This is a genomic window from Puerhibacterium puerhi, from assembly GCF_009846865.1.
In the GTDB taxonomy this organism is placed as follows: Bacteria; Actinomycetota; Actinomycetes; order Actinomycetales; family Cellulomonadaceae; genus Puerhibacterium; species Puerhibacterium puerhi.
The window spans coordinates 1-22,551 of record NZ_WUWN01000031.1 but is presented as its reverse complement, the minus strand read 5'-3'; the positions used below and the strand labels follow the sequence as shown (position 1 = coordinate 22,551).

The window sequence follows — 22,551 nt, the reverse complement described above, 5'->3', positions numbered from 1 at the left end:
GCCACGCTGGACGACGGTTGTCCACAGGTGGTGACGCCTGACCGCGGACAACTGCGCATGATGGTCGACGTCGACACGGTTTCCCCGGCCGCGCGCCCCGGCGCGCCCGCATCGGAAGGACACCAGTGAGCACCCAGCACCTCCCGGCGCCCGTCGCGCCGCGCCTGCGCCGGCCCGGCTGGCGCGACCCCCGCCTCGTCGTCGGCGTCGTCCTCGTGGCGCTCGCCGTGGCCCTCGGCTCGTGGGCCGTGAGCTCCGCGTCCCGGACCGTCCCGGTGTGGGCGGCGGACGGCGCGCTGACCCCGGGCGACCCGCTGAGCCCCGACGCGCTGCGCACCGTCGACGTGCGCCTGGGCAGCGGCGCGGAGCTCTACCTGCGCGCGGACGAGCCGCTGCCCGAGGGGCTGGTGGTGACGCGGGTGGTCGACGCCGGCGAGCTGCTGCCGCACTCCGCGCTGGGGCGCGCGGACGCCGTCGACCTGCGCTCGGTCGCCGTGCCGGTGAGCGAGGGGCTGAGCGAGCGCGTCCGCAAGGGCGCCCGCGTCGACCTGTGGTCGGTGCCGGAGGCGGCGGCCGGCCAGGAGCCGGAGCCGCCGACCTCGCTGGTGCAGGGCGTCCTCGTGGAGCAGGTCGACGCGGCCGACGGGGGGCTGGTGGTCGGCTCCACCGCCACGCTGCACGTCCTGGTGCCCACCGACGAGCTGCCGGCGGTGCTCGGCGCGCTGCGCGAGGGCGGCAGCGTCGCGGTGGTCCCGGTGCCGGGAGCGGGGGCCTGATGGCCGCGCCGGTCACCGTCCTGTCGGCGGTGCGCGGGGCGGGCGAGGCGGACCTCGTCGTCGCGCTCGGCGGGCCCGGCGCCGGGACGGTCGTCACGCGGCGCTGCGGCGACCTCACCGAGCTGCTCGCCGCGGCCGCCGCCGGTGCCGGTGCCGTCGCCGTCGTCTCGGGCGACCTGCCCGGCCTGGACCGCGAGGCGGTCGCGCGGCTCCACGGCTCCGGCGTCCGGGTCGTCGCGCTCGCCGACGCCGTGCCGGCCGACCGGCTGCGCGCGCTGGGGGCCGACGTGGTGCTGGACGGCGCGCGCCTCGACGCCGACGCGGTCGTGGCCGCGGTGCAGCAGGCGGCGGGGACGCCGGGCGCGCCCGGGGCGGGGCCCGACGCCGCTCCGGAGGAGGGCGCGCCGGCGACCGCGCTCGGGGCCGCCGGCGACGCCGACGCGGCGGAGGCCGAGGCGTCCGGGCGGGTGCAGCCGGGCCGCGTGGTGGTCGTCTGGGGGCCGGTCGGCGCCCCGGGACGCACCACCACGGCGCTCGAGCTGGCCCACGAGCTGGCGGGCGTGGCCGCGGCCCGCGGCCGGCGGCGCTCCGCCCGCGGGCGCCGCGCCGGCGAGGCGGGGGAGGAGCCACCGGCCGACCCGCGCCCGGTGCTGCTCGTCGACGCCGACACCTACGGCTCCTCGCTGGCCGCCCGGCTCGGGCTGCTCGACGACGCGCCGGGACTGGCGGCCGTCGCCCGGGCCGCGGGCCAGGGCACCCTCGACCTGGCGACGCTGGCGCGGCACGCCCCGGTGCTGGCGCGGGGGCTGCGGGTCCTCACCGGGCTGACACGGGCGGCCCGGTGGCCGGAGGTGCCGGCCTCGGCCCTGGAGGTGGTGCTCGAGCGTGCGCGCGAGCTGGCGGCCTGGACCGTCGTCGACACAGGTGCGGTGCTCGAGGCCGACGAGCTGCTCATGTACGACACCCAGGCGCCGCAGCGCAACGCCGCGACGCTCGCCGCGCTCGCCGCCGCGGACGACGTCGTGGTGGTCGGCGCGGGGGACCCCGTGGGCGTGCAGCGCCTGGTGCGCGGGCTGGAGGAGCTGCGGGAGGCCCCGGTGCCCGTTCCGCGGCCGACGGCGGTCGTCGTCAACCGCGTGCGGGCGGCGGCCGTCGGCCCCCGGCCGGAGGCGGCGGTACGCGCCGCGCTGGAGCGCTACGCCGGGGTCGGCGACCTGGTCGTGGTGCCGGACGACCCGGCGGGCTGCGACGGCGCGCTGCTGGCCGGCCGGTCCCTCGCGGAGCACGCCCCGGCGTCGCCGGCACGGCTGGCGTTCGCCGGGCTCGCGGACCGCCTGCGCGCGCCGGCGCCGGTCTGAGGCGGTGTTCCGCACCTCACAGCGCCGGCCCCTGGCGGCGGGCGGCCGAAGGTTGTTGAATCATGAACGGAACGGCGCCATCCCCCCTCCGGCGCCGACCCGGCCCGCCCGTCCCCCTTGCGGCGGGCCACGACACGACGGCGCCCGCCTGCCCCCCCTGCGACGGGCGCCGTCGTGCGTCCGCCGCCGGCAGGGCACACTGTGCCCATGCGCCTGTACGTGCCTGCCACCCTCGACGAGCTGGCGTCCGCCACCGTGACCGCGACCGGGGCGACGTGGTGCGTGCCGCCGCGCGGCGCGCACGCCGTCACGCCCGCGCTCGCCGGCGCCCTGCCGGACGAGGACGAGGAGGGGCGGGAGTACGCCGCGTTCCTCGCCGCCGCGCACGACTCGCTGCTGCTGGTCGCCGCCCGCGGCGACGCCGTCCCGCTGCGGGTCGTCGTCACGGTCGAGGTGCCCGACGCCGTCGTCCTCACGGCGGCCGGCGGCGGGTTCGACGGCGGCGCCGACGACGGCGCGGCCGTGCCGTCGGCCGTGCGGGTGACCCGGGAGGTGCCGGGCACCGCCGTGGTCGCGGTGCACGTCGACGAGCCCGAGGCTGCCGGCGACGTGCGGGACGTGCTCGCCGCCGCCGACGAGGAGAGCGACGCCGAGGCGGCGGACGACGTCGCGGCGGCGTCGGAGTCGGTGCTGGACGACGCGCTGCAGCGCGTCACGGACCGGGACCTGCTCTGGTACGACCCGACGGAGATCGCGGCGATCCCGCGACCGTGACCCGGGCGGGTCAGCCGAGGTAGACCAGCACCTCGTCGTGCAGGCGGCCGTTGGTCGCCACCGCGTTGCCGCCCCAGGGACCCGGCTCGCCCTCGAGCGAGGTGAACCGCCCGCCGGCCTCGGTGACGATCGGCACCAGCGCGGCCATGTCGTGCAGCTCGAGCTCGGGCTCGGCCGCGATGTCCGCGGCGCCCTCGGCCACGAGCATGTAGGACCAGAAGTCGCCGTAGCCGCGGGTGCGGTAGCACCGGCGCGTGAGGTCGAGGAACCCGGACAGCTTGTCGCGCTCCTCCCAGCCGGACAGCGACGAGTAGGAGAAGGAGGCGTCCTCGAGGGTGCGCACGCCGGAGACCGACAGCCGGGTCGCCGCGGCGAGCGACTTGCCGGTCCACGCGCCGGACCCCTTGGCGGCCCACCAGCGCCGGCCCAGCGCGGGCGCGGACACCAGGCCCATCACCACCTCGTCCCCGTCGGCCAGCGCGATGAGCGTCGCCCACACCGGCACGCCGCGCACGAAGTTCTTGGTCCCGTCGATCGGGTCGACGATCCACCGCCGCGGCCCGCTGCCGGCCGACGTGCCGAACTCCTCGCCCACGATCGCGTCGCGGGTGCGGGCGCGGCGCAGCTGCGCGCGCACGAACTCCTCCGCCGCGCGGTCGGCGTCCGAGACCGGCGTGCTGTCCGGCTTGGTCTCGACGTGCAGGTCGAGCGCGCGGAACCGGTCCATGGTCAGGGCGTCGACCTGGTCGGCGATGACGTGGGCCAGGCGCAGGTCGTCCTCGTACGTACGGCCGGTGGGGGTGGGGGGCACGGCTCACACGGTAGCGGTGCGCGAGGCGAGCAGGCGTCGGAACGACGCCAGCCGCAGGGCGCGTGTCGCCCGCGCCTGGGCGTCGTCGGTCGCCTCGACCCACTCGTCCAGGGCGCAGTCCGGCGCGTCGGCCAGGTGCGTGCACCCGCGCGGGCACTCCTCGGCCGCCGCGTCGAGGTCCTCGAACGCGCGCAGCAGGTTGTCGACCTCGACGTGCGCCAGCCCGAACGAGCGGATGCCGGGGGTGTCGATCACCCAGCCGTCGTAGCCGGTCCTGGCGCCCTCGCCGGTGCCCGGGCCGGCCGGCAGCCGCAGCGCGACGGCCGACGTCGAGGTGTGCCGGCCCCGCCCGGTGACGTCGTTGACGTGCCCGGTGGCCCGCGAGGCCCCGGGGACCAAGGCGTTGACGAGGGTGGACTTGCCGACGCCGGAGTGGCCGAGCAGCACCGAGACGCGCCCGCGCAGCCGGTCGCGCACGTCCTCCACGGAGGCCGGGGCCAGCGCCAGCGAGCCGGCCGCGGCGCCGTCGTCCGGCGTACCGCCGGAGCCGTCCCCGCCCGCGCCGTCGCCCTCGCGCCGCGTCACGACCACCTCCACGCCGAGCGGCTCGTACAGCTCCCGCAGGGTGTCGGGCGCGGCGAGGTCGGCCTTGGTCAGGCACAGCAGCACGTCCATGCCGGCGTCGTAGGCCGCCACCACCGCCCGGTCGATCATCCCGGTGCGCGGCTCGGGCTGCGCGAGCGCCGTGACCACGACGAGCTGGTCGGCGTTGGCCACCACGATGCGCTCGTAGGGGTCGGTGTCGTCCGCGGTGCGGCGCAGCACCGAGGTGCGCTCGGTGATGCGCACGATGCGCGCGAGCGTGTCCCTCTCGCCGGACGTGTCGCCGACGACGTCGACCCGGTCGCCGACGACCACGCGGGTGCGCGTCAGCTCGCGGGCCTTCATCGCCAGCACGTCGCGCTCGTGCGGCCCGCCCTCGTCGAGCAGCAGCGTGTACCGGCCGCGGTCGACGCCGGTGACGAGCCCGACCAGGGCGTCGGCGTGCTCGGGCCGCTGCTTGGTGCGGGGCCGGCTGCCCCGCTTCGAGGGCCGCGCCCAGCGCTCGTGCTCGTCGCGGGCGCGCGCCATCAGCGGCCCTCCACCGCGGAGCCCGCCAGCATCGACGTCCACAGCCCGGCGAACCCGGGCAGCGTCTTGGCGGTGGTCTCGACGTCCTCGACGAGCACGCCCGGCACGCGCAGGCCGATGAGGGCGCCCGACGTCGCCATCCGGTGGTCGGCGTAGGTGCGGAACGTGGCGCCGTGGAGCGGGCGCGGGGTGATCACGAGGCCGTCGCGGGTCTCCTCGGCCCGGCCGCCCAGCCGGGTGATCTCGGCGGCGAGCGCGGCCAGCCGGTCGGTCTCGTGGCCGCGCAGGTGGCCGATGCCGCGCAGGCGGCTGGGGGAGTCCGCCAGGGCCGCCAGCGCGGCGATCGTCGGGGCGAGCTCGCCCGCGGCGCGCAGGTCGACGTCGATGCCGCGCACCTGCCCGGTGCCCGACACGCGCAGGACGTCGCCGTCGAGCCGGGCGCTGCCGCCCATCCGCGTGAGCAGGTCCGGCACCATCGCGCCGGGCTGCGTGGTGCGCGCGGGCCAGCCGGGCACGGCCACGGTGCCGCCGGCGACGAGCGCGGCGGCGAGGAACGGCGCGGCGTTCGACAGGTCGGGCTCGACGCGCACGTCCCGCGCGGCGACCGGGCCCGGCGCCACGTGCCAGATGCCGTCGCGCGAGTCGTCCACCACGACGCCGACCTCGCGCAGCGTCTCCACGGTCATCGCGATGTGCGGCAGGCTCGGCAGCGTCGCGCCGATGTGCCGCACGGTCAGGCCCTCGTCGTACCGGGCGGCGGCCAGGAGCAGGCCCGACACGAACTGCGACGACGCGGAGGCGTCGACGTCCACGCTGCCGCCCCGCAGGGCGCCGGTGCCCACCACGGTGAAGGGCAGGTGCGCGGGGAAGTCCTGGGTCCCGTGCGCCGGGCCGCCCTCGCCGGCGCCCGCACGGACGTCGACGCCGAGGGCGTGCAGGGCCGCGAGCACCGGGAGCATGGGCCGCACGCGCGCCTGGGGGTCGCCGTCGAACCGCACCGGGCCGTCGGCCAGCGCCGCGACCGGCGGCAGGAAGCGCATCACGGTGCCGGCGAGCCCGGTGAAGACGTCGACGTCGCCGGTGAGGCGGCCGGGGGTGACGTGCAGCGTCGAGGGGGCGTCGCCCTCGACGACGTCCGCCCCCAGCGCGCGCAGCGCCGCGATCATGAGGTCGGCGTCGCGGCTGCGCAGCGCGCCGCGCAGCATTCCGGGCCCGTCCGCGAGGGCCGCGAGCACGAGCAGGCGGTTGGTCAGCGACTTGCTGCCGGGCACCTCGACGACGGCGTCGAGCGCCCCGGTCGCGACGGGCGCCTCCCACGCGGGCGCGGGGGCGGAGGGGCGGGTGCCGGGCGCGGTCGACGTCATGGCGACGAGGCTAGTTGACGGCGCGCTGCCACGGCCGCGCGCCGGCGGTGGTGAGACGGCGCCGCCGACCGCTCCGCGGCCCCGGGCGCGCCTCAGGACGCGACGTCGCCGAGCTTCTTCTCGGCCTTGCGCGCCGACCTCGCCGTCGCCTTGGCCGCGGCCTGGCGCGCGTGGCTCACGCGCCACGCCACCCCCGGGCGGCCCTCGGTGTCGACGCCGGCGATGAGCGCCGCCCCGACCGCGCCGAGGTTGCGCACGAACTTCGTGGCCCTGGCCTGGCGCTCAGCGCCCTTGGTGGTGAAGGGCTCGTTGACGACGGCCAGCGGCACGGTGAGCGCGGCGAGCGCGAGCGCGGCGGTGCGCGGCGCCTTGCCGAGGCCCAGCAGCACGCCGGCGAGCGCGGTGGCGACGCCGTGCGCGCGCACGCACAGCGTCAGCTGCGCGTCGCTCAGCGGCTTGACGCCGAGGCGGTCGGTGGCGAGGGTGGCGCCCTCGCGGGCGGCGGCCGTGTGCTCGGCCGGGTGGAGCGCGGCCTGCACGCCGTCGTAGACGAACGAGGTGGCCAGGAGGGGCCTGGCGAAGCGACGCAGCAGCATGCGACCCACCTTGGCAGACGTCGGGCGGTCTCGCAGGGCGTGCGGGGCGCGGCGGCGGGGACGGGGACGGGAACTTGGACGCGGGCGGGGACGAGGACGGGGACGGGAATGGAGGCGCCGACGACGGCGTTGTCGCAGTCGTGATCCCGTGCTCCACCCCGCAGACGTCCGCCCGCCGCGTGCGGCTCTTCGACGTCCCCTCCCAGGTCGACGGCCTGGTGAAGCAGCCGGCGCCCGCCGTCGGCCCCGCGCTGGCGGACTGGTCCCGCGAGCCCTACGGGGGCGGGCTAGGCTCGACGTCGATGAGCCCCGACATGCCGGCCCCCGAGGGGCGAGACGACACGGACGGCGTCGTCGCGCCCCCGCGCGAGGCGGAGAGCGCCCCCACCACGAGCCGACCGCGCACCGACGGCCCCGAGCCGGTCGACGCCGCGGCCGACGTCATCGACCCGGAGCAGACGGACCGCGCCCCGGAGGACGAGGGCTCGGCAGCGCGCGCCGCGCGCTTCGAGTCCGACGCCCTGCAGTACCTGGACCAGCTCTACTCGGCCGCGCTGCGCATGACGCGCAACCCCGCGGACGCGGAGGACCTGGTGCAGGAGACGTTCGCCAAGGCGTTCGCGGCGTTCCACCAGTACAAGCCCGGCACCAACCTCAAGGCCTGGCTGTACCGGATCCTCACGAACACCTTCATCAACAGCTATCGCAAGAAGCAGCGCGAGCCGCAGCAGTCCCAGGCCGAGGAGGTCGAGGACTGGCAGATCGCCCGCGCCGCGTCGCACACGTCGCAGGGGCTGCGCTCCGCCGAGGCCGAGGCGCTGGACCGCCTCCCGGACTCGGACGTCAAGCGAGCCCTCGCGACCCTGCCCGAGGACCGCCGCATGGTCGTGTACTACGCGGACGTCGAGGGCTTCCCCTACAAGGAGATCGCCGAGATCATGGGTACGCCGATCGGGACGGTGATGTCCCGGCTGCACCGCGGGCGTCGTCAGCTGCGCGAGCTGCTGGCCGACTACGCGACGCAGCGTGGCCTGGTCCCGGCCGGCGCCCAGGCGCCGTCGCACGGAGGTGAGCAGTGAACGCGCAGGAGCCGTCGGCGGGCACGGAACCCGTGACCCCGATCCCGCACGAGACGGCGGGGCAGACCGAGTGCGAGCACGCGCTCGAGCACCTCTACGAGTTCCTCGACTCGGAGATGACCCCGGCGGACGAGCAGCGCATGCGGGCGCACGTGGCCCACTGCTCGCCCTGCCTGGCGGAGCTGAGCGTCGAGGAGCTCGTCAAGCAGCTGGTGCGCCGCTCCTGCAGCGAGCGCGCGCCCGAGACGCTGCGCGTGCGCATCCACCAGCAGCTGAGCGTCATGGCGCTCAAGCCCTGACACGCGCTGGCACGCGCGCCTGACACGCGCGTCCGGCACGCGCCCGACGCCGGAGCGCGACGAAGGGCCGGGACCCCGCGGGGTCCCGGCCCTTCGTCACGTCTGCTGCCTGTGCTCAGGCGTTGGGACGCTTGCCGTGGTTCGCGGCGTTGCCCTTGCGGCTACGACGCTTGCGACCGCGCTTGCTCATGGCTGTAACTCCCAGCATCGGATCTGACGACATGTGTCGCCCCTATGGTCCCACACGCCCGCGGGTGCCCCGCGCGCCCGCGGCTGCTGACCGGCCCCCTTCCGTGGCACGCTGACCTCACCGAAGACACCGCCGACCGGAGGCCACGCGATGACCACCCCCCACGAGCCGACGACCCCCGACCTGCCGCCGCGTCCGCACGACCCCGCGCCGCACGGCGCGCCCGGCCGGGCCCCGGGCACGCAGGCGTGGACCGTCGCCACGCCCCAGGTGGTCGAGGTCCCGGCCGCGCGCTCGCTCGCGGTGCGCGTCGCCAGCGGCACGGTCGAGGTCGTCGCGGACGCCGCGCGCGCCGACGGCGTCACCGTGGACGTGGTCGACCCCGGCCCGCGGCCCGTGCACGTGGTGGTCGAGGAGGGTGCCCTGCGCGTCGGCCGGCACCCGCGCGGCGGCCTGGGCGGCCTGCTCGAGAACCTCCGCACGGCGCGCGAGGACGGCCCCGTCGCCCTGCGCCTCACGGTGCCCGCGACGCTCCCCGTCGACGTCGCGGTGGTGAGCGCCGCCGTCGAGCTCGCGGGCACCGCCGCCGGCACCGCCGTCAAGACCGTCGGGGGCGACGTGTCCGCGCGCGGGGCCGCCGGGCCGCTGACGGTCCGGACCGTCAGCGGCGCCGTGCACGTGGTCGACCACCGCGGCGACGTCACGCTCGACGGCGTCTCCGGGCGGCTGTCGGTCGCCGGCGCGCTGGGGCGCGTCGCCGCCCACACGGTCTCGGGCGACCTGGACGTGCGGGCGGAGGGCACGACGCCGCTCGTGACCGCCCGCAGCGTCTCGGGCGACGTCACGGTGTCCCTCGCGTCCGGCACGCCCGTCAACCTGCGCGTCCGCAGCGTGTCGGGTCGGGTGGAGCTCGACGGGGCCGCGCAGCCCAGCGCCTCGACGCGCGGCGTCGTCGTCGAGCTCGCCGAGACCGGGGCGGCCGCCTACGTGTCCGCGTCGACCGTCAGCGGCACGACGCGCGTGCGGCGCGGGTGACCGCAGCACACGCGGTCCCGCCTCGCGCGATCCGGGCGCGGTCGGCAGGGTGGGGGCCATGAGATCTCGTGACGTCCTCCTCGACGCCTTCGACCGCATCCCCGAGCTCGTCCACGCCGTGCTGGACGGCGCCGACGACGGGCTGCTGACTGCCCGCCTCGACCCCGCGGCGAACTCGATCGCCTGGCTGGTGTGGCACCTGACCCGCGTGCAGGACGACCACGTGGCCGACGCCGCCGGCACCGAGCAGGTGTGGACCTCGGCGGGCTGGGCCGAGCGCTTCGGCCTGCCCCTCGCGCCGTCCGACACCGGCTACGGCCACGACCCGGACCAGGTGGCCGCCGTGCGGGCGAGCGCCGAGCTGCTGCGCGGCTACCACGACGCGGTGCACGCCGAGACCGTGAAGTACGTCGGCTCGCTCGACGACGCGGACCTCGACCGGGTCGTCGACACGCGCTGGGACCCCCCGGTGACCCTCGGCGTGCGCCTGGTCAGCGTGATCGGCGACTGCCAGCAGCACGTCGCGCAGGCCGCCTACGTGCGGGGCGTGCTGGAGCGCACGGGGCGCTGAGGCCGGCCCGGGGGCGCGCCGTCAGGACGCGTCGTCGGGCAGGCCCAGCCACTGGTGCCAGCCCGTGTGCAGCACCAGCCACGCCATGAGGCCGTAGCCGGCCTGGCCCGGGTAGCCGGACCCGCTCTGGGCCAGGTCGGCCAGCCACTGCTCGTGCTGCGCCAGCGGCGTGTAGGTGTCCACGTAGGGGGTGCGGCGGCGGGACGCGACGTCGGCGAACGCGGCGGACAGCTCGGCCAGCCGCCTGCCGTCCTCCGCGCGCCCGGGCGGCGGGCCGACGACGAACGCCGGGACGCGCCAGGAGTCGGCGACGTCGAGCACGTTGGCGAGGTTGAGGCGCGAGCGCGCCACGGAGTGGCCCGTGGCGACGTCGTGCCGGCCCAGCGCGACGACGAGGCGGTTGTCGCACTCCGGGTCGAACCGCGCGGCCGCCTCGGCCTCCCAGCGGGCGCCGAGCCCCGTGGTCGTCTCGCCCGGCACCGCGAGCGTGAACAGCATCGCCGGCCGCTCGAAGCGGGTGCGGGCCATCACCCGGCCCACCCAGCCCAGCGCGCGGGGGTCGCCCACGCCCGCGCTCAGCTCGTCGCCGACGACGCAGATGCGCACCTCGCGTTCCGCCACGGACCTCTCCTCGTCGTACCGATGCCCCGACATTGTGGCCCCCCTCGGCCCGGCGCGGCCGCACTCCACGCCGCTGACCGGCGACGTCGTCGGCCCGGCGGGGCGTGCGGGGTGCCGCGCGGGCGGTGCGCGCACCGCCCGCGCGGCGCGGCTCAGCGGAGCGTGACGCCCCAGCGGACGGTGTGCTCGTCCCCGGGGGCCAGGTGCACGAGGCGCTCGCCGGTGTTGAACGCGTCCGCCACGCAGCTCATCGGCTCCGCGGCGAGCCCGTAGCGCTCGTAGCCGTCGATGTGGTTCGCCGAGCACACCTGCCAGCAGTCCAGCGACCCGTCCATCCACACCGCGGGGGTGCGCCCGTCGGGGCAGCCCAGCAGGCACCAGGAGAGCCCGTCGGCGTCGCGCAGCGGGTCGACCCACGCGTCGTCGAGGTCGAGGCCCGCCAGGGACCGCGCCTCGCGCAGGTCATAGTCGCCGGTCACGGGCTCCGTGCCGGTCGGCAGCAGGCGGTCGTCGACGGTGACGTGGGTGGCGGCGTCGAGGCGCACGGTGCACTCGTCGAGGTCCGCGCCGCCGCTGGACAGCCAGGGGTGGAAGCCGACGCCGTACGGCGCGGTGCCGGCCCCGGCGTTGCGGGTCGTCAGCATCACCTCGAGGCCGGCGTCCGACAGCGCGTAGCGCACCCGGGTGACGAGCTGGAACGGCCAGCCCTTCTGCGCCGGCAGCGCGAGCTCCAGCGTGACGGCGTCCTCGGCGGCGTCGACGGCGCTCCAGCGCTCCCACGCGGCCAGGCCGTGCAGCGCGGTGCCGCGCTCCGGCTCGCTCACGGCGAGCTGGTAGGCCCGTCCGTCGACGGCGTAGCGGCCGTCGCGCAGCCGGTTGGGCCACGGCACCAGCACGGCGGCGTTGAACACGGGCGCCACCTCGTCCTCGCGGAACGGCACCAGCACGTCGCGCCCGTCCACGGTGTACTCGCGGACCATGGCGCCGACCTCGGCGACGACGGCGCGGTGCGCGCCGTGCACGAGGACGTGCTGGGCGCCCGACGGGGGTGTCGGCGCGGCGTCCGCGCTGGTGGGGAAGAGACTGGTGTTCTGACTGGTGGTCACGTTCACACCGTAGCCGTGAGGCCAGCGGAGCGCGTCACACCTATGTTTGGTCACTGAGCATTCAGGAGGAACGATGGAAAATCAGGTACTCGGCCGCACCGGCCGCCTGGTCTCGGTGGTCGGGCTGGGCACGTGGCAGCTCGGCGCGGACTGGGGCGAGGTCGCCGACGACGAGGCGCGGGCCGTGCTCGAGGCCGCCCTGGAGGCGGGCGTCACGTTCTACGACACGGCGGACGTCTACGGCGACGGCCGCAGCGAGCAGGCGATCGGGGCGTTCCTCAAGGACCACGGCGACGCCGGCATCACGGTGGCCACGAAGATGGGCCGGCGCACGGACCAGGTGCCGGAGAACTACGTGCTGCGCCACTTCCGGGAGTGGACCGACCGGTCGCGGCGCAACCTCGGGGTCGACACGCTCGACCTCGTGCAGCTGCACTGCCCGCCGTCGGCCGTGTACTCCACGACCGAGGTGTACGACGCGCTCGACCAGCTGGTCGCCGAGGGCGTCATGGCCGCCTACGGCGTGAGCGTGGAGAAGACGTCGGAGGCGCTCGAGGCGATCGCGCGCCCGAACGTCGCGACGGTGCAGATCATCCTCAACGCGTTCCGGCTCAAGCCGCTGGAGGAGGTGCTGCCCGCCGCCTCCGCGGCCGGGGTGGGCATCATCGCCCGCGTGCCGCTGGCCTCCGGCCTGCTGTCGGGGCGGTACACCAAGGAGACCACCTTCGCGGAGTCCGACCACCGCAGCTTCAACCGCCGCGGCGAGGCGTTCGACGTCGGCGAGACGTTCTCCGGGGTCGACTTCGAGACGGGCGTCACCGCCGCGGCGGAGTTCTCCGAGCTGGTGCGCACGACGCTCGGCGACACCGGCCTGACGCCGGCGCAGGCCGCCGTCGCCTGGGTCTGGCAGCAGCCGGGCGTCTCCACGGTCATCCCCGGCGCCCGCAGCGCCGAGCAGGCCCGCTCCAACGCCGAGGCGGGCTCCGCGCCCACCCTCGGGCCGCTGTTCAACAGCGGCGTGCGCGAGATCTACGACCGGCACTTCCGCGCCGCGGTGCACGAGCGCTGGTGACCGCGGCGGCGCCGGGCACCCGCCAGGCGCCGCCGGTGCCGACGCCGGCACGGCGACCACGACGACGGCCCGCCACCCCTCGGGGTGGCGGGCCGTCGTCGTGCGGGCGCGGCGCCCGTCAGGCGGGAGCCGTCAGGCGAAGACCTGGTCGAGCAGCGTCCGCTGCTGGGCCTGGTGCAGCTTGGCCGTGCCGGCCGCGGTCGACGCCGACGCCGGGCGGGAGGCGACGCGCACGCGGGGCAGGTCCTCCGGCAGCGCCAGGTGCAGGAACGACCACGCGCCCTGGTTCTCCGGCTCGTCCTGCGCCCACACGACGTCCGCGCCGGCGTACTTGGCCAGCTCGGCCCGGATCTCCTCCAGGGGCAGCGGGTAGAGCTGCTCGAGGCGCACGAGCGCGGTGGTCGTGTCCCCGCGCTTGGTGCGCTCGGCCAGCAGGTCGTAGTAGAGGCGGCCGGTGCACAGCACGACCTTGCGCACCCCCGCCGGGTCGAGCGTGTCCGCGATGACCGGGCGGAACGTGCCGGTGGTGAAGTCCTCGACCGCGGAGGCCGCCGCCTTCAGGCGCAGCAGCTGCTTCGGCGTGAAGACGATGAGCGGCTTGCGCGGGCGGCGGTACGCCTGCTGGCGCAGCAGGTGGAAGTACGACGCCGGCGTGGACGGCTGGGCGATGACCATGTTGTCCTCGGCCGCGAGCTGCAGGAACCGCTCGATGCGGGCCGACGAGTGGTCCGGGCCCTGCCCCTCGTAGCCGTGCGGCAGGAGCATCACCAGCGACGAGGTCTGGCCCCACTTCTGCTCGGCCGACGAGATGAACTCGTCGATGACCGTCTGGGCGCCGTTGACGAAGTCGCCGAACTGCGCCTCCCACATGACCAGGGCGTCCGGGCGCTCCACCGAGTAGCCGTACTCGAAGCCCAGGGCGGCGTACTCGCTCAGCGAGGAGTCGTACACCCAGAACTTCGCCTGGTCCTGCGTGAGGTACTGCAGCGGCGTCCACTCGGCGCCCGTCTCGCGGTCGTGGAAGACCGCGTGGCGCTGCGTGAACGTGCCGCGGCGCGAGTCCTGGCCGGCGAGGCGGACCGGGGTGCCCTCCATGAGCAGCGAGCCGAAGGCGAGGATCTCGCCGAAGCCCCAGTCGATGCCGCCCTCCTTGGACATCAGCTGGCGGTTCTCCAGCAGCTTGCCCAGCTTGGGGTGCACCGCGAAGCCCTCGGGCGGCGACACGTGCGCCTCGCCGATGCGCTCGAGCACGGTGTGCGGCACCGCGGTCTTCCAGCCGACCATCGTGCCGGCGTCCTCGCGCTGCGCCTCCGGGCGCTCCAGGCCCAGGACGTGCTCGGCCTGCGGCTCGGAGTTCACGCCCGACTTCGTCTCGGTGAAGACCCGCTCGAGCTGCTGCTGGTAGTCCTGCAGCGCCTGCTCGGCCTCCTCGACGGTGATGTCGCCGCGTGCCACCAGGTTCTCGGTGTACAGCTTGCGCACCGAGCGCTTGGCCTCGATGAGGTTGTACATCAGCGGCTGCGTCATCGACGGGTCGTCGCCCTCGTTGTGGCCGCGGCGGCGGTAGCAGACCATGTCGACGATCACGTCGCGGTCGAACTGCTCGCGGTAGGCGAAGGCGAGCTCGGCCACGCGGACGACGGCCTCGGGGTCGTCGCCGTTGACGTGGAAGACCGGGATCTGGAAGCCCTTGGCCACGTCGGTGGCGTACGTCGTCGAGCGCGAGCTCGCCGGGCCGGTGGTGAAGCCGACCTGGTTGTTGACGATGACGTGGATCGTGCCGCCGGTGCGGTAGCCGCGCAGCTGCGAGAGGTTGAGCACCTCCGGCACCACGCCCTGGCCGGCGAAGGCGGCGTCGCCGTGCACGAGGATCGGCAGCACGGAGAACCCGTCGCCGCCGAGGTCGATGCGGTCCTGCTTGGCGCGCACGACGCCCTCGAGCACCGGGTCCACGGCCTCCAGGTGCGACGGGTTGGCCGCGAGGTAGACCTTCGTGGTGGCGCCCGACTCGGCGGTGAACGTGCCCTCGGTGCCGAGGTGGTACTTCACGTCGCCGGAGCCCTGCACGCTCTTGGGGTCGAGCTGGCCCTCGAACTCCCGGAAGATCTGCGCGTAGCTCTTGCCGGCGATGTTGGCGAGCACGTTGAGCCGGCCGCGGTGGGCCATGCCGATGCCGACCTCGTCGAGGCCGTTCTCGGCCGCCTTCGACAGGATCGCGTCGAGCAGCGGGATGAGCGACTCGCCGCCCTCGAGCGAGAAGCGCTTCTGGCCCACGAACTTGGTCTGCAGGAACGTCTCGAACGCCTCGGCGGAGTTGAGGCGGCGCAGGATCCGCAGCTGGTCCTCGCGCGGGGTGCGCGCGTAGCCGGACTCGAGGCGCTCCTGGAGCCAGCGGCGCTGGGCCGGGTCGGCGATGTGCATGTACTCGACGCCGATGGTGCGGCAGTACGAGTCGCGCAGCAGGCCGAGGATCTCGCGGAGGGTGGCCTTGGGCTTGCCGCCGAAGCCGGCGGTGGGGAACGTGCGGTCCAGGTCCCACAGCGTCAGGCCGTGGCTCTGCACGTCGAGGTCCGGGTGCTTGCGCTGGCGGTAGGCGATCGGGTCGGTGTCCGCCATGAGGTGGCCGCGCGAGCGGTACGCGTGCACCAGCTCGGCGATGCGCGCCGGCTTGGCGGCCTCGACGTCGTCGTCCTTGTTGTTGTCGCGCACCCAGCGCACCGGCTCGTACGGCACGCGCAGCGACGCGAAGACGCGGTCGTAGAAGCCGTCCAGGCCGAGCAGCTTGTCGGCGATGAGCTTGAGGAACTCGCCGGACTGGGCGCCCTGGATGATGCGGTGGTCGTAGGTCGAGGTGAGCGTCATGACCTTCGACACGCCCATGCGCGACAGGCGCTCCTCGGAGGCCCCGGCGAACTCGGCGGGGTAGTCCATGGCGCCGACGCCGATGATCGTGCCCTGGCCCTGCATGAGGCGGGGCACCGAGTGCACCGTGCCGATGCCGCCCGGGTTGGTCAGGGAGATCGTGGTGCCCTGGAAGTCCTCGACGCCGAGCTTGCCGCCGCGGGCCTTGCGCACCAGGTCCTCGTACGCGGAGACGAAGCCGGCGAAGTCGAGCTCCTCGGCGGCCTTGATGCTCGGCACGAGCAGCTGGCGCGAGCCGTCCGGCTTGGCGAGGTCGATCGCGAGGCCGAAGCCCACGTGCGCGGGCTGGACCACGCCGGGCTTGCCGTCGACGACCTGGTAGTGGGCGTTCATCACCGGCATGTCGGCCAGCGCCTCGACGAGCGCGAAGCCGATGAGGTGGGTGAACGACACCTTGCCGCCGCGCGTGCGCGACAGGTGGTTGTTGATGACGATGCGGTTGTCCACCATCAGCTTGGCGGGCACCGCGCGCACCGACGTCGCGGTGGGGACCTCGAGCGAGGCCTCCATGTTCGTCACCACGCGGGCGGCGGGGCCGCGGAGCTTGGCGACCTCGTCCTGCGCCTCGACGTGCGGCTTCGGCTTGCTGCGCGCGGCCTCGGCGTAGGGGGCGGTGGTCGGCTGGGCCGTCGCGACCGGCAGCTCGCCCTCGGGCTCGACCGGCTGCGGCGCCGCGGGCGCGGGCGCCGCGGGGGCCTCCTGGCGCGCGGGGGCCGCGGGGGCCTGCTGGCGGGCGGCGGGCTGGGCCTCGACCGCGGCCGGCGACTGCGCGGCCGGGCTGTCGGCCGGCGCCGTCGCGGCGGTGGCCGACGCGGCCTGCGCGCTCGCGGCCGGCGCCCCGTCGGCGGGCTTGCCGTCGGCGGGCTCGGCCTCACCGGGCTTGTAGTCGGCGAAGAAGTCCCACCACGCGGGGTCCACCGCGTTCCTGTCCTGGAGGTACTGCTGGTACAGCTCGTCGACGAGCCAGGCATTGGCTCCGAACGAGGCACCAGCGCTGGTGCTGATCGTCTCTGACTCAGCCTTCGGGGACACGCGCGGATCGCCCACTTTCACACCTGTTGCACGGTCGGGTCGCCCGCCCCGGGCCGAGCTCGTGGCGGGCCCACCGGCGGGTACGGCCAGCCTATGCCTTGGGGCACACGTCCACGACGGGGGCCGCGGCGCGTCGGGCGCCCGGTTCGGCCGCGTGGTCGGCGGAGGCAAAACGCGGGGCAACGGTCCGTCACCGAACGTCGACCTCGCGTCAACCGCTGACCAGGTCGGCGGTGGGCGTCATGACCTCTGTGACGGATCTCACTGCGGCCCGGGCGGGGCCCGGGCGCGCCGCCGGGCCGCCCACGGCTCGCGGGCTCCGCGGCGCGAGCGCCGCGGAGGGGGTCACGGTGCGAGGCCGCGGCGGCGGGTGTCAGAAACCCGCGGCTCAGTCGCGGCCGGTCGACATCGTGACGCCCGGCGCCGGGTGCGCGACGGCGGGCAGCCGCAGCCGCAGGGTCGCGCCCTGGCCGGCGGGGGAGTCGGCGACGCCGACGGTGCCGCCGTGCAGGTCGACCGCCCAGCGCACGATGGCCAGGCCGATGCCGGTGCCGCCGCTGGCGGTCGGCACGCCCAGCCCGGGCTGGGCGTGCGACGCCGTCGAGCCGCGGGCGAACCGCTCGAAGATCCGCTCGCGGTCCTCCGGCGCGATGCCGGGGCCCTGGTCGGACACCTCGATGACCACGTCGTCCCCGTCGGGGTAGGCGTCCAGGCGCACCTCGCCGCCGGGCGGGGAGTGCCGGATGGCGTTCTGGAGCAGGTTGGTGACGATCTGGCGCAGGCGCTCGGCGTCGGCCTCGAGCGCGAGGTCGGGCGGCGTGACGTCGACGACGTAGCGCAGGTTCTTCGAGGCATCGACCATCGACAGCGCCTCGGCGGTGTCCTCGAGGAAGTCGCCCACCGGGATGCTGCTGATCGTCAGGGCCGAGGCGCCGGCCTCCACGCGGGACAGGTCGAGCAGGTAGGTCACCAGGCGCGTGAGCCGCTCGGTCTGGTCGAGCGCGAGCTCGAGCGTGGCGGGCGTCGGCTCGGCGACGCCGTCGACCAGGTTCTCCAGCTGCGCCTGCAGCGCCGCCACCGGCGTGCGCAGCTCGTGCGAGACGTTCGCGATGAGGTCGCGGCGGGTGCGGTCCGAGGACGCGAGGTCCTCGGCCATCTGGTTGAACGTCGCGGCGAGCTGGCCCACCTCGTCCCGGCTCGTGGCGCGCACGCGCTGGGAGTAGTCCCCGGCGGCCATCGCCTGGGCCGCCGCCGTCATCTCGCGCAGCGGCGACGTCATGCCGCGCGCGAGCACCTGCGTGAGCACGAGCGACAGCACGATGACGAGGGGGAAGGTGCGGCTCGGGCCGAGCTGCACCCGCAGGCCGAGCCACGTCAGCGCGGCGGCGAAGGTCACCGCCGCGGCGACGAGCACGCCGAGCTTGATCTTGATCGAGCGCAGCGGGTCGAGCGGGCGCACGTCGGGGATGCGGCGGTGGTGCCTGCGCTCCGCGGGGTGGCGGGCGGGCGGGCCGGCGGGCTCGGCCACGCCTCAGGCCTGCGGGGGCTCGAACGCGTAGCCGACGCCGTGCACGGTGCGGATCAGGTCCGGCCCGAGCTTGCGGCGCAGCGCCTTGATGTGGGAGTCGACGGTGCGGGTGCCGCTCGCGTCGGCCCAGTCCCACACCTCGGCCAGCAGCCGCTCGCGGGTGAGCACCGTCTTGGGGGAGCTGGCGAGCATCACCAGCAGCTCGAACTCGGTGGGCGTCAGGTGCACCTCCTCGCCCGCGCGGTGCACCCGGCGCTGCGCCTTGTCGATGGTGACGTCGCCCATCGCGATGGGCGGGTCCGACGGCGTCGTCGCGGCGGCCTGCTGGGCCCGCTCGACGCGCCGCAGCAGCGCCTTGACGCGCGCCACCAGCTCGCGCATCGAGAACGGCTTGGTCATGTAGTCGTCGGCCCCGACGCCGAGGCCCACGAGCATGTCCGTCTCGTCGTCGCGCGCGGTGAGCATGAGGATCGGCACGGGCTGCTCGGCCTGGATGCGGCGGGTGACCTCGAGCCCGTCGATGCCCGGGAGCATGACGTCGAGCACGATGAGGTCGGGGCGCAGGCGGGCGGCGGCGTCGACGGCGGCCAGGCCGTCGCGCGCGACCTCCACGCGCCAGCCCTCGGCGGACAGTCGCTGGGCCACCGCGGTGGCGATCGCCATCTCGTCCTCGACGACCAGCACGGTCGCGCTCTGCGAGGGGACTGCGGCGGTGGAGCCGGCGCCGGCCGCGCCGGGGCTCGGGAAGGACGCAGGTGCCATGGCACCAATGTGTCACAGGAGGCTGGGCGTGCCCTGGACGCCGGGCGTGTCCTGCGCAAGGTCTCCCGCCGTGCGCCCCGGGCCTGCGCGCGTCCTGCGCAAGCTCTCCATGTCCTCGCTACGATCGGTGCCACGATGGACGAGAGCCGACATCCCGCCCCCCGGGCCGACGCCCTGGCCGTGCGCCCCCGACCCGACAGCCACCGTCCTGAGGGTGCCGCCGGCAGCGGCGCGCCGGGAGGTGCCGCGTGCTAGGCGACTGGCTGATGCTCGCGGTCGGCGTGCTGCTCACCGCCGGCACCGCCGTCTTCGTCGCGAGCGAGTTCTCGCTCGTGACGCTCGACCCCGCCGTCCTGGGGGACGGCGACGACGCGGAGGGCGACAGTCCCCGCACCGGCTGGCGGGCGCGCTCCGTCCGGGCCGGGCTCAAGCACCTGTCGACCGAGCTCAGCTCGGCCCAGGTGGGCATCACCCTCACCACGATCCTGCTGGGCTACACCGCCCAGCCCGCGCTGCTGAGCCTCTTCTCGGCCGGCCTGGGGGCCACCCCCCTCGCGCAGGGCGTCGCCACGGTGCTGGCCGGGGTCCTGGCGCTCGCGGTCGTCAACGTCTTCTCGATGGTGTTCGGCGAGCTCATCCCCAAGAACTTCGCGCTCAGCGCGCCCGTCGGCACCGCCACGCTCGTGGTCCCGCTCCAGCGCGGCTTCACGAAGGTCTTCAAGCCGCTCGTGGTGCTGCTCAACGGGTCGGCCAACGCGCTGCTGCGGCGCGTGGGCGTCGAGCCGCGCGAGGAGCTGTCCGGCGCGCGCTCCGCCCAGGAGCTGCTGAGCCTGGTGAAGCGCTCCGCGCAGGAGGGCACGCTCGAGCAGTCGGTGGCCACGCTGCTGACCAACTCCATCGAGCTCGACGAGCTGTCCGCGCGCGACGTCATGACCGACCGCCTGCGCATGGCCGTGCTCGGGCGCGACGACACCGCCGACGACGTCATCGCCCTGTCGCGCCGCACCGGGCACTCGCGGTTCCCGGTGATCGGGGACGACCGCGACGACGTGGTCGGCATCGTGCACCTGCGCCGCGCCGTCGGCGTGCCGCACGAGAAGCGCGGCGAGGTGCCGGTCGCGGCGCTGATGGTCGACGCGCCGCGCGTGCCGGAGACCGTCCGGCTCGGCCCGCTGCTGGTCGAGCTGCGCTCCTTCGGCCTGCAGATGGCGGTGGTCGTGGACGAGTACGGCGGCACGTCCGGCATAGTCACGCTGGAGGACGTCGTCGAGGAGCTCGTCGGGGACGTCGCCGACGAGCACGACCCGCGCCGGGCCGGCGCCGTGCGCGCCGCCGACGGCTCCTGGGTGGTGCCCGGCGTCATGCGCCCCGACGAGCTGGAGGAGACCACGCGCATCGTCGTGCCGGAGGACCCGGCGTACGAGACGCTCGGCGGGCTCGTCATGGCCCGGCTGGGCCGCCTGCCCGAGGCGGGCGACGAGATCGAGGTCGCCCAGCCCGGGCGCCGCGTGCTGCTGCGCGTCGAGGCCATGGTCGGCCGCCGCGCCGAGCGTGTGCGGGTGCGCGAGCTCGCGCCCGAGCCGGCCGGCCTCGACAGCGCGCCCGCCGACGCCGGCCGCGGGGAGGGCGCCCGGTGAGCACCACGACAGCCGTCTGGGTCGCCGTCCTGCTGCTGGCCGGCAACGCCTTCTTCGTCGGCGCGGAGTTCGCCATCCTCTCGGCGCGCCGCTCGTCCATCGAGCCGCGGGCGGAGGCGGGCGACCGGCGCGCCCGCACCGTGCTGTGGGCGATGGAGCACGTGTCGCTCATGCTCGCCTGCGCCCAGCTGGGCGTCACCGTGTGCTCCACGGGCCTGGGCATCGTGGCCGAGCCGGCCGTCGCGCACCTGCTCGAGGGGCCGTTCCACGCCGCCGGGCTGCCCGAGGACCTCGTGCACCCCGTGGCCTTCCTCATCGCCCTGCTCGTGGTGGTCTACCTGCACGTGGTGCTCGGCGAGATGGTGCCGAAGAACCTCGCGGTGGCGGGGCCGGACACCGCGGTGATGTGGTTCGGCCCGCCGCTCGTGCTGCTCGGCCGGGTGCTGCGGCCGGTGATCGTGGCGCTCAACTGGGTCGCCAACCATGCCGTGCGGCTGGCCGGCATCGAGCCCAAGGACGAGGTCGCCTCCGCGTTCACCGCGCAGGAGGTGCAGTCGATCGTCGAGCACTCGCAGGCGGAGGGGCTGCTGCGCGACGAGCAGGGGCTGCTCGGCTCGGCGATCGAGTTCTCCGCCCGCACCGCCGGCGACGTCATGGTGCCGGTGGACGGCCTGGTCACGGTGGCCGACGGCGTGACGCCGGACGCCGTCGAGCACCTCGTCTCGCGCACCGGGTTCTCCCGGTTCCCCGTGACGTCCGGCGGCGTGATGGTGGGCTACCTGCACCTGAAGGACGTGCTCTACGCGACGAACGGCGACCGGCACGAGCCGGTGCCCGCCTGGCGCGTGCGGGCGCTGGCCTCGGTGCGGCCGGGGGACGAGGTCGAGGAGGCGCTGCGCGTCATGCAGCGCTCCGGGGCGCACCTGGCGCGCGTCGAGGGGCCCGAGGGCGTGCGCGGCGTGGTGTTCCTCGAGGACATCCTCGAGGAGCTCGTCGGCGAGGTGCGGGACGCCATGCAGCGCCGCACCCCCCGCTCCTGAGTGTGACCTGCGTCACGAAACGGCGGGTGAGCCGCCGACATGCCGGGGCGCCGCGCCGGGCCGTCACACTCCGTTCACACGGGGGCTTGGCGGGCGGCGGGCGCGCCGATATGGTTCCCGGGTCGAACGGTCGCTCAGGGCGATCCTTTCGATCTGCACGACCCGGGCCGGGTGCCGCCTGACGGCGAGAACGCTCGCCGCGGAGCCGTGCGAACCGTAGGTACAGCCCTTTCGGGCGGGGTGCGCGTGCGCCCCCGTCCGGCCGCCAGTTGGAGGTGTCGTGGACGCAGCGCCCCGGACGACGCCGCGACCCCCGCTGATGACCCGGCGCGAGCGCCGGGAGGCCGAGGCCCGCGCCGCCGCCCAGGCGGCCCTGGCGACGGCGGCGTACCGCCCGGCCACCGCGCTCGGGACCATCTCCGCACCCGTGGCGGTCACTCGCCAGCCGGCCGTCGGCCGGCCGGCCGCCGTCGGCGCCGTCCGCGGGCGGCACGCCGACCCCGCGCGCTCGTCGGACACCGTGGTCGTCGGGGGCATCACCTTCTCCGGCCCGGCCCCGATCAGCCCGGTGCTCGGCACCCCGGCGGTGCCGCAGGCCGCGAAGTCCGCCCCGCGCCTCGCCGAGCAGGACGGCACGCCGCACGCCGCCGAGGCGCCGGCGACCGCGCCCGTCCGGGCTGTCGCCGACGCCGTCGAGGCCACCGACGCGACCCCGTGGCGCGCGACCCGCCGCGCCACCACCGCGGCGCGCGCCCGGTTCGACACCATCGCCGCCGGGCTCCCGGCGCCGGCGGACGCGCCGGCCCCCGCCGTCGACGCGCCCGCCCCCGAGCCGGCCGACCGGACC

The 22,551-nt window shown here is 75.9% G+C and carries 20 protein-coding genes and 1 pseudogene; 11 read left to right on the top strand and 10 right to left on the bottom strand.

All coding sequences use genetic code 11. The features are described 5' to 3' along the window. The first annotated feature begins 125 nt into the window (after window positions 1-125). The 3 genes from GSF02_RS14205 to GSF02_RS14195 all read left to right on the top strand — a co-directional run bounded on the left by GSF02_RS14205 (window position 126) and on the right by GSF02_RS14195 (window position 2,908). Window positions 126-776: a hypothetical protein gene (locus GSF02_RS14205; protein ID WP_159797627.1), complete on the top strand. Its 651-nt coding sequence runs from the start codon at window positions 126-128 to the stop codon at window positions 774-776. Then, the gene (locus GSF02_RS14200; protein ID WP_159797625.1) at window positions 776-2,134 is read left to right on the top strand and encodes an AAA family ATPase; all 1,359 of its coding nucleotides are present in this window, start codon (window positions 776-778) and stop codon (window positions 2,132-2,134) included. Before GSF02_RS14205 ends, GSF02_RS14200 begins: the two co-directional genes overlap by 1 nt. 207 nt (window positions 2,135-2,341) lie before the next feature. Then, on the top strand, window positions 2,342-2,908 hold the full coding sequence (locus tag GSF02_RS14195) for a DUF6912 family protein (protein WP_159797623.1): 567 nt from the start codon (window positions 2,342-2,344) through the stop codon (window positions 2,906-2,908). 10 nt (window positions 2,909-2,918) lie between these two features. On the opposite strand, the gene hisN is transcribed toward GSF02_RS14195, so the two are convergent. From hisN to GSF02_RS14175, 4 genes are all read right to left on the bottom strand, one after another. Continuing rightward, window positions 2,919-3,719: a histidinol-phosphatase gene (hisN, locus tag GSF02_RS14190; protein ID WP_159797621.1), complete on the bottom strand. Its 801-nt coding sequence runs from the start codon at window positions 3,717-3,719 to the stop codon at window positions 2,919-2,921. Between the two features lie 3 nt (window positions 3,720-3,722). Continuing rightward, window positions 3,723-4,850: a ribosome small subunit-dependent GTPase A gene (gene rsgA, locus GSF02_RS14185; protein WP_159797619.1), complete on the bottom strand. Its 1,128-nt coding sequence runs from the start codon at window positions 4,848-4,850 to the stop codon at window positions 3,723-3,725. Continuing rightward, complete coding sequence (gene aroA, locus GSF02_RS14180; protein WP_159797617.1) at window positions 4,850-6,214, bottom strand: 3-phosphoshikimate 1-carboxyvinyltransferase; 1,365 nt, start codon at window positions 6,212-6,214, stop codon at window positions 4,850-4,852. The genes rsgA and aroA overlap by 1 nt, the downstream gene beginning before the upstream one ends. 92 nt (window positions 6,215-6,306) lie before the next feature. Next, window positions 6,307-6,810 (bottom strand): DoxX family membrane protein, encoded by a 504-nt coding sequence (locus GSF02_RS14175; RefSeq protein WP_159797615.1) that lies wholly within the window; start codon window positions 6,808-6,810, stop codon window positions 6,307-6,309. A 140-nt stretch (window positions 6,811-6,950) separates the two neighbouring features. On the opposite strand from GSF02_RS14175, the gene GSF02_RS14170 reads away from it, so the two are divergent. After that, window positions 6,951-7,889 carry a sigma-70 family RNA polymerase sigma factor gene (locus GSF02_RS14170; RefSeq protein WP_328799033.1) on the top strand — a complete coding sequence of 313 codons (939 nt, stop codon included), beginning with the start codon at window positions 6,951-6,953 and terminating at the stop codon, window positions 7,887-7,889. Then, window positions 7,886-8,188 carry a mycothiol system anti-sigma-R factor gene (rsrA, locus tag GSF02_RS14165; RefSeq protein ID WP_235915583.1) on the top strand — a complete coding sequence of 101 codons (303 nt, stop codon included), beginning with the start codon at window positions 7,886-7,888 and terminating at the stop codon, window positions 8,186-8,188. The genes GSF02_RS14170 and rsrA overlap by 4 nt, the downstream gene beginning before the upstream one ends. 115 nt (window positions 8,189-8,303) lie before the next feature. On the opposite strand, the gene GSF02_RS19165 is transcribed toward rsrA, so the two are convergent. Further along, the gene (locus tag GSF02_RS19165) at window positions 8,304-8,378 is read right to left on the bottom strand and encodes a 50S ribosomal protein bL37 (RefSeq protein ID WP_099052597.1); all 75 of its coding nucleotides are present in this window, start codon (window positions 8,376-8,378) and stop codon (window positions 8,304-8,306) included. 150 nt (window positions 8,379-8,528) lie between these two features. Between GSF02_RS19165 and GSF02_RS14160 the strand changes: the two genes are divergently transcribed. Further along, on the top strand, window positions 8,529-9,413 hold the full coding sequence (locus GSF02_RS14160) for a DUF4097 family beta strand repeat-containing protein (RefSeq protein ID WP_159797613.1): 885 nt from the start codon (window positions 8,529-8,531) through the stop codon (window positions 9,411-9,413). A 58-nt stretch (window positions 9,414-9,471) separates the two neighbouring features. Beyond that, window positions 9,472-9,984 carry a mycothiol transferase gene (locus GSF02_RS14155; RefSeq protein WP_159797611.1) on the top strand — a complete coding sequence of 171 codons (513 nt, stop codon included), beginning with the start codon at window positions 9,472-9,474 and terminating at the stop codon, window positions 9,982-9,984. A gap of 21 nt (window positions 9,985-10,005) precedes the next feature. Here GSF02_RS14155 and GSF02_RS14150 read toward each other — a convergent pair whose 3' ends face one another. Both GSF02_RS14150 and GSF02_RS14145 read right to left on the bottom strand, forming a co-directional pair. Further along, a complete protein-coding gene (locus GSF02_RS14150; RefSeq protein WP_159797609.1) occupies window positions 10,006-10,638 on the bottom strand; it encodes a GDSL-type esterase/lipase family protein in 633 nt (210 codons plus the stop codon). A 119-nt stretch (window positions 10,639-10,757) separates the two neighbouring features. After that, on the bottom strand, window positions 10,758-11,711 hold the full coding sequence (locus GSF02_RS14145; RefSeq protein ID WP_159797607.1) for an aldose 1-epimerase family protein: 954 nt from the start codon (window positions 11,709-11,711) through the stop codon (window positions 10,758-10,760). A 73-nt stretch (window positions 11,712-11,784) separates the two neighbouring features. Between GSF02_RS14145 and GSF02_RS14140 the strand changes: the two genes are divergently transcribed. After that, complete coding sequence (locus GSF02_RS14140) at window positions 11,785-12,783, top strand: aldo/keto reductase (protein WP_159797606.1); 999 nt, start codon at window positions 11,785-11,787, stop codon at window positions 12,781-12,783. A 132-nt stretch (window positions 12,784-12,915) separates the two neighbouring features. Here the strand turns inward: GSF02_RS14140 and GSF02_RS14135 are convergent, their stop codons facing one another. From GSF02_RS14135 to GSF02_RS14125, 3 genes are all read right to left on the bottom strand, one after another. Then, window positions 12,916-16,737, bottom strand: a complete 3,822-nt coding sequence (locus GSF02_RS14135; RefSeq protein WP_235915582.1) for a multifunctional oxoglutarate decarboxylase/oxoglutarate dehydrogenase thiamine pyrophosphate-binding subunit/dihydrolipoyllysine-residue succinyltransferase subunit — start codon at window positions 16,735-16,737, stop codon at window positions 12,916-12,918. Between the two features lie 388 nt (window positions 16,738-17,125). Further along, window positions 17,126-18,265 (bottom strand): sensor histidine kinase, encoded by a 1,140-nt coding sequence (locus tag GSF02_RS14130; RefSeq protein WP_159797602.1) that lies wholly within the window; start codon window positions 18,263-18,265, stop codon window positions 17,126-17,128. A 3-nt stretch (window positions 18,266-18,268) separates the two neighbouring features. Next, complete coding sequence (locus GSF02_RS14125) at window positions 18,269-19,027, bottom strand: response regulator transcription factor (RefSeq protein ID WP_268892893.1); 759 nt, start codon at window positions 19,025-19,027, stop codon at window positions 18,269-18,271. A 248-nt stretch (window positions 19,028-19,275) separates the two neighbouring features. Between GSF02_RS14125 and GSF02_RS14120 the strand changes: the two genes are divergently transcribed. The 3 genes and pseudogenes from GSF02_RS14120 to GSF02_RS14110 all read left to right on the top strand — a co-directional run. Continuing rightward, window positions 19,276-20,664: a hemolysin family protein gene (locus GSF02_RS14120; RefSeq protein ID WP_201308939.1), complete on the top strand. Its 1,389-nt coding sequence runs from the start codon at window positions 19,276-19,278 to the stop codon at window positions 20,662-20,664. Next, a complete protein-coding gene (locus GSF02_RS14115) occupies window positions 20,661-21,704 on the top strand; it encodes a hemolysin family protein (RefSeq protein ID WP_159797600.1) in 1,044 nt (347 codons plus the stop codon). The genes GSF02_RS14120 and GSF02_RS14115 overlap by 4 nt, the downstream gene beginning before the upstream one ends. 280 nt (window positions 21,705-21,984) lie before the next feature. Beyond that, window positions 21,985-22,551, top strand: a pseudogene (locus GSF02_RS14110) (hypothetical protein); the annotation flags it as partial.

Excerpts from the sequence above, each read along its gene's own strand:
- GSF02_RS14140 (WP_159797606.1), top strand. The coding sequence starts at position 11,785 with ATGGAAAATCAGGTACTCGGCCGCACCGGCCGCCTGGTCTCGGTGGTC.
- aroA (WP_159797617.1), bottom strand. The coding sequence starts at position 6,214 with ATGACGTCGACCGCGCCCGGCACCCGCCCCTCCGCCCCCGCGCCCGCG.
- GSF02_RS14175 (WP_159797615.1), bottom strand. The coding sequence starts at position 6,810 with ATGCTGCTGCGTCGCTTCGCCAGGCCCCTCCTGGCCACCTCGTTCGTC.
- rsgA (WP_159797619.1), bottom strand. The coding sequence starts at position 4,850 with ATGGCGCGCGCCCGCGACGAGCACGAGCGCTGGGCGCGGCCCTCGAAG.
- GSF02_RS14125 (WP_268892893.1), bottom strand. The coding sequence starts at position 19,027 with ATGGCACCTGCGTCCTTCCCGAGCCCCGGCGCGGCCGGCGCCGGCTCC.
- GSF02_RS14200 (WP_159797625.1), top strand. The coding sequence starts at position 776 with ATGGCCGCGCCGGTCACCGTCCTGTCGGCGGTGCGCGGGGCGGGCGAG.
- GSF02_RS14150 (WP_159797609.1), bottom strand. The coding sequence starts at position 10,638 with ATGTCGGGGCATCGGTACGACGAGGAGAGGTCCGTGGCGGAACGCGAG.
- GSF02_RS14155 (WP_159797611.1), top strand. The coding sequence starts at position 9,472 with ATGAGATCTCGTGACGTCCTCCTCGACGCCTTCGACCGCATCCCCGAG.
- GSF02_RS14160 (WP_159797613.1), top strand. The coding sequence starts at position 8,529 with ATGACCACCCCCCACGAGCCGACGACCCCCGACCTGCCGCCGCGTCCG.
- GSF02_RS14195 (WP_159797623.1), top strand. The coding sequence starts at position 2,342 with ATGCGCCTGTACGTGCCTGCCACCCTCGACGAGCTGGCGTCCGCCACC.